The 4,982-nt window shown below is 70.5% G+C and carries 5 protein-coding genes and 1 pseudogene; 3 read left to right on the forward strand and 3 right to left on the reverse strand.

Features of this window, described 5'->3' with window-relative positions; translation table 11 throughout:
• The 3 genes and pseudogenes from D7X55_RS35635 to D7X55_RS35645 all read right to left on the reverse strand — a co-directional run.
• A pseudogene (locus D7X55_RS35635) lies at positions 1–523 on the reverse strand (hypothetical protein); the annotation flags it as partial.
• Between the two features lie 42 nt (positions 524–565).
• A complete protein-coding gene (locus tag D7X55_RS35640) occupies positions 566–1,261 on the reverse strand; it encodes an HAD family hydrolase (RefSeq protein WP_121725372.1) in 696 nt (231 codons plus the stop codon).
• A 66-nt stretch (positions 1,262–1,327) separates the two neighbouring features.
• Complete coding sequence (locus D7X55_RS35645; RefSeq protein ID WP_233610258.1) at positions 1,328–1,984, reverse strand: HEAT repeat domain-containing protein; 657 nt, start codon at positions 1,982–1,984, stop codon at positions 1,328–1,330.
• 81 nt (positions 1,985–2,065) lie between these two features.
• On the opposite strand from D7X55_RS35645, the gene D7X55_RS35650 reads away from it, so the two are divergent.
• From D7X55_RS35650 to D7X55_RS35660, 3 genes are all read left to right on the forward strand, one after another.
• Positions 2,066–2,458, forward strand: a complete 393-nt coding sequence (locus D7X55_RS35650) for a DsrE family protein (RefSeq protein WP_120550954.1) — start codon at positions 2,066–2,068, stop codon at positions 2,456–2,458.
• Between the two features lie 265 nt (positions 2,459–2,723).
• Positions 2,724–3,998 carry an adventurous gliding motility lipoprotein CglB gene (gene cglB, locus D7X55_RS35655; RefSeq protein WP_233610259.1) on the forward strand — a complete coding sequence of 425 codons (1,275 nt, stop codon included), beginning with the start codon at positions 2,724–2,726 and terminating at the stop codon, positions 3,996–3,998.
• Positions 3,999–4,076: 78 nt separating this feature from the next.
• The coding region (locus D7X55_RS35660) for a RimK family alpha-L-glutamate ligase (protein WP_121725374.1) at positions 4,077–4,982 on the forward strand (906 nt) is incomplete at its 3' end.

The raw sequence follows: 4,982 nt of genomic DNA on the forward strand, positions 1-4,982 counted from the left end.
GGGTGGGGGACAGGCTCGCGGTCCACGCGGCGAACGTCGCGGCGACCAGATCCACGACGGGGCGGACCATGGCGAAGTCATCGCGCGAGAAGATGCGGGTGACGTAGGCGCTCTTGAGCCGCCGCTCGTACGACGTGGCGTACTCGTTGACCATCTCCACGGGAGCCCGGCGCAGCTGCGGGAACTTGAGGTGCGGGAAGAGCGCCTCGATGACGGGAGCGCGGCTGCTGGCGGTGAAGGTGATGCCGGCGTGCAGCTTCTCCAGCGCATCCACCCAGCGGCCCTGCTGATCGAACGAGAACTCCTCGCGGGCCTCGTCGAGCTCCGGCAGGTCCTTCACCTGCTCCAGCAGGCCGCCCGCCGGCTCACGGGCCTCGCGCAGGCGCTCCAGCGCGGAGGCCAGCCACTGCTTCTCGGCCTCCAGCCCCGGCCTGCCGACGACCATCTCCTCCGCCGTGGCGAGCCGGGCCTCGAAGGCCTCGGCGAAGCGGATCAGCTCATACGATTCGAGCGTGGACGACATGCGTGGACGACTCCTCGGAGGGGCGGCGGAGATACCACACCTTCACCGGCCGACGAGCAGGGCCTCCATGGCTCCGGGAGCGGCGAAATCCGCGAAGGCCCACTCGGCGCCGGCGTCACGCAGCGCCTGGGGCGTGAAGTTGCCGGTCCCCACGCCAATCGTCTCCGCGCCAATGCCCTTGGCGGCCGCGACGTCCTTGGGCGTGTCGCCGATGATCACCACCCGGCAGGCCTCCAGCGGGTGGCCCAGCTGCGCCGCCCCGGCCTGCGCGCCGTGCCGGATGAGGGCCACGCGGTCCTCGAAGTCGCAGCCGAAGCCGCCGAAGGCGAACTGGTCGTGGATGTTCACGCGGTCCAGCTTCACCTTGGCGCCCGCGCGCACGTTGCCGGTGCCCAGGCCCACCGCGAAGCCCGGCCGCGAGCGCGCCTCCGTCACGGCCTCGCGCATGCCCGGATGCAGCCGGTACTCGCGCGCATCAACCTTCGGCACCTCCAGGCCCAGGTGGGCGACGTACGCGTCGATGACCGCGCTGATGGCGTCCTCGGTGTCCGCCTGCCCGATGATGCCCAGCCCCTTGCGGACGATGGCCCGGTCTGTCATCCCGGACATGCTGAAGCCGTCACACGCGTCCCGGCGCTTGTGGAGCTGGTCGAAGGCCAGGCCCATGGCGCGGCGGCCGGCACCGCCGGTGGTGACGAGGGTGCCATCGATATCGAAAAGGAGGACGGTGGGGCGCATGGCCACCCATCTAACGGAAGGCCCCGCGCGTTGCGAGCCCCGAGCGGTCCACCCCAGACGGCCGGCTCAGGGCTCCGCCAGCGTGAGGCCCTGCTGAAGCGCCTCACGCACCTGGGGAACGTCCTCCAGAGGAAGCCGCTCCTCCAGCGCCTCGCGCACCTGCTGACCGCCCAGCCGGCCGAGCGCCTGGGCCACGGCCTCGCGCAGCCGCAGGTCATGGTCCTCCAAGCGGGCCCGCAGCGTCTTCACGGCCTCGAACCCCAGCCGCTGGCCCAACGCGGCGGCGGCTTGCGAGCGCACATCCGAAGGCCGGTGCGGATCCTCCAGCATCGCCTGGAGCGTCTGTCCCGCCTCGGGTGTCTCCACGCGCGCCAGCGCCGTCACGGCCCGCATCCGCTGCGCATCGGGGACGCTCGTGTCCTCCGCCAGCGCCGCGAGCACGGGCACTACTCCAGGCCCAAGCCTGCGCCACGCCGCATCCGGTGCGGCGTTCGGCTGCGAGAGCAATCCCAGCGCCTCCGCGCGCAGCGGCCCGGGAACGGAGGGGGCCGGCGACATGGAAGCCGCGGGCAGGACCTGGGCGCGGACCGGAGCCGCTTCGGACACGGGCCCCGCGCCCGCGAGCACGGCGAGGCCCGTCAGCGCCACCCACCACGAAGCGGCAAAGCGGGACGGAGCCGGCGAGGGACGAACACCGCGAGGGCTGGACGGCTGGCTCGACATGCGGGGCTCCCGGTGGGGAAGGGGAGCCCCCGTTATACGACGGCTGCCGGCCCGGACTCGATAACGCTAAGGTCGGACATCATGGCCGGACGCGTCTTCTTCTTCCTCCAACACGCCACGTACGAGCCCGCCTATCAGGCGGCCTCCATGGGCATCACCGCCGCAGCGATGGGCGACGACGTCTACTTCGTCTTCGCCTTCGAGGCCCTGCGCCAGCTGATCCGCGGCGGCTTCGGGCTCGCCCACACGGAGCGCGAGCGCACCGAGGCAGCCCGCGCCGATGGCCTCAACGTCCCCACACCGGCCCGCATGCTGGAGGAGGCCCGCGCCCTGGGCGCGAAGCTCGTGGCCTGCGACACCACGGTGCGCATCTGTGGTTTCTCGCCCCAGGAGCTGAACGGCACCCTGGATGAAGTCATGGGCCTGGCCTCCATCTGGAGGCTGACCGACGGCGCGCGCGTCCTCACGCTCTGAACGGACCCCCACCCTCCGGAAGGAGGCGGATGTCCGACAGGGGAAGGGAACCGGCACTTGGGGATCGCCTGTCGTTGCAACTTGGCAGCACTACCTGAATGCAACCTGCCTGCTGCGAGTCGCTGTAGCCTCGGTGGGCGTCCACGCGTTACGCTGGGGCATTCGCAGTTCGTTGTTCCCCCCTGGAAGGAAAACCTCAAAGCCTATGCGCGCCAAGTCGACCCCCCTGAGCGCACTGCTGGCCGGCACCCTCGGTGTCGCTGTCATGGCCGGCTGTCAGACCTATGACTTCGAGCCGGTGGATCCGCTCGCGATCGCCCAGACGACTGTGGAGTCGGTGATCACCGCCCGCAAGAGCAAGCCGGACGTGATGCTCCTCGTGGACATCTCCGGCTCGATGACGAAGCCGGTCAACGCGGACCTTGTCGTCGGCGGCACGCGCGTGTGTGACTTCCAAGGCCCGGACGGCAAGTTCTACACGTGTGAGGAGGGCAATCCCTGCGACACGACGAAGTGCCCCACGCGCTGGTCGGAGCTCCAGGGCGCCATGGGTCCGTTCCTCGCGGAGAGCGGCAACCTGGTCCGCTTCGGCCTCACGACCTACCCGGCGCCGCCGGTCCTGGCTCCGGGGGCCAATCCGACCCCGACTCAACAGTGCGCGCCCGCCGCCAGCCTGGAGGATGGAAGCGTCCGCGCCCAGCTCCCGGTGGACCTGGATTCGGACGAAGAGCTCCAGGCCTACGCGAACGAGGTCAACACCAAGCTGCAGGCGATCCCCAACGGCGGCCAGGGCCGGCCCCGAGGCGGTACGCCGACGAGCGCGAGCCTGCAGTTCACGGGCACGCTCTTCAACAACTCGGACGGGAACCGGGATCGCATCATCGTCCTGCTGACCGACGGTCTGCCGAACTGCAATGACAAGAACGTGAACGACGGCAGCAGCCCCGAGTGCCGCTGCGTGGTCGAGCCCGCGAGCGCGTGCGTGGACCCGTTGAACCCGTACCATCGCCGTGGCTGCCTGGACAAGGACGCCTCCGTGGCGGCGGTGGAGGCGCTGAAGGGGAACAAGATCTCCACCATCGTCATCGGCTTCGGCGCGGAGACGTCGGTGGGTGACGGCCCCAGCGTCCTCAACGAGATGGCGCGCGCGGGTGGCTTCGGACGTGACTGCAAGGTCAACACCGACTGCGGCGCGGGGGACACCTGCGACTTCAGCACCGGCTTCTGCAACCGGTCGTTCTACCAGGCAGGCAACCGCCAGGAACTGGCGGACGCCCTGAAGGAGATCAGCGAGGCGATCCAGCCGGGCGAGCCGTGCTTCACCGAACTCGAGCCGACCCAGCTGCCCTCCGATGAGAAGCTCATCGTCGTCTACATCGACGGCGAGCGCACGCTCGCGGGCCCCGACACCTGGTCGCTGGACCTGTCGGATCCCGACAAGCTTGGCGTGCGGTTCACCGGCAGCGCCTGCGCGAAGCTGGAGGCGTCGCGCCCTGAGGACCCCGTCAAGGTCGAAGTGCGCGCCATCCGCCAGCTCTAGGCGGCAGGCAGGCGGAGGCGGCTTTACGCGGGCAGGGGCGGGGATTATAGGGTCCTCGCCGAGCCGGTCGCCTCCGCCATGAAAATCACTGTCCTCTCGCGCTCCGCTTCCATCTCGTCCACGCGGCGGATCGTCGAGGCAGGGCGGGCGAGGGGACACCGGGTCCGCGTGCTCAACCCGCTCCGGGTGCAGATGCATCTGGACGGGGGCAGCCAGGCGACCCTCTTCTACGACCGCAAGAAGCTCACGCCCACCGACGTCGTCATCCCGCGCATCGCCCTGTCCATCAGCACCTACGGGCTCGCGGTGGTGAACCAGTTCGGTCTGGCGCGCGTGCCCCTGGTGAACCACGCCCAGGCCATCGCGCAGTCGCGCAACAAGATGCGCTCGCTCCAGCTGCTGTCCGCCCACGGCATCGACGTCCCCGCCACCGTGATGGCCCGGGACGCGGCCCAGCTCAAGGAGATGGTCGGCCTCGTCGGCGGAGTCCCCGTGCTGGTGAAGCTCCTCCAGGGCCAGGAGAAGCACGGCGTGATGGTCTGCGAAAGCCTCCAGTCGCTGGAGGCCGCGCTCGAGGCGGTGCTGGGCCTGGGACACAACCTCGTCATGCAGGAGTACGTCCGGAGCACCGGCCAGGACGTCCGCGTCCTCGTGGTGGGCGGAGAGGCCATTGCCTGTGTGCTGCGCAAGCCGCGCCCGGGCCGCCTCTCGCACACGCTGAACCGGGGCGCCCGGCTGGAGGCCCTGCCGCTGTCCCCCGGCCATCGTGCCACGGCGGAGAAGGTCGCCCGGCTCGTGGGCCTGGAGGTGGCCGCGGTGGACATCCTGGACGTCCAGGGCCAGCCCAAGGTCTTCGAGGTGAACAGCTCGCCCGCGCTCCTGGAGATGGAGGCCGCGACGGGGCTGGACCTGGCCTCGCCCATCATCGAGCGGGCGGAGGCCCTCGTCGCCGGCGCCGCCCCCGTCTGGACCGCCGCCCTGGAG

This window comes from Corallococcus sp. AB049A, assembly GCF_003668885.1.
Lineage (GTDB): Bacteria > Myxococcota > Myxococcia > Myxococcales > Myxococcaceae > Corallococcus > Corallococcus interemptor.

What these genes read in the sequence shown, in the direction of transcription:
- D7X55_RS35640 (WP_121725372.1), bottom strand. Translation starts at nt 1,261, where the DNA reads ATGCGCCCCACCGTCCTCCTTTTCGATATCGATGGCACCCTCGTCACC.
- D7X55_RS35645 (WP_233610258.1), bottom strand. Translation starts at nt 1,984, where the DNA reads ATGTCGAGCCAGCCGTCCAGCCCTCGCGGTGTTCGTCCCTCGCCGGCT.
- D7X55_RS35650 (WP_120550954.1), top strand. Translation starts at nt 2,066, where the DNA reads ATGGCCGGACGCGTCTTCTTCTTCCTCCAACACGCCACGTACGAGCCC.
- cglB (WP_233610259.1), top strand. Translation starts at nt 2,724, where the DNA reads ATGGCCGGCTGTCAGACCTATGACTTCGAGCCGGTGGATCCGCTCGCG.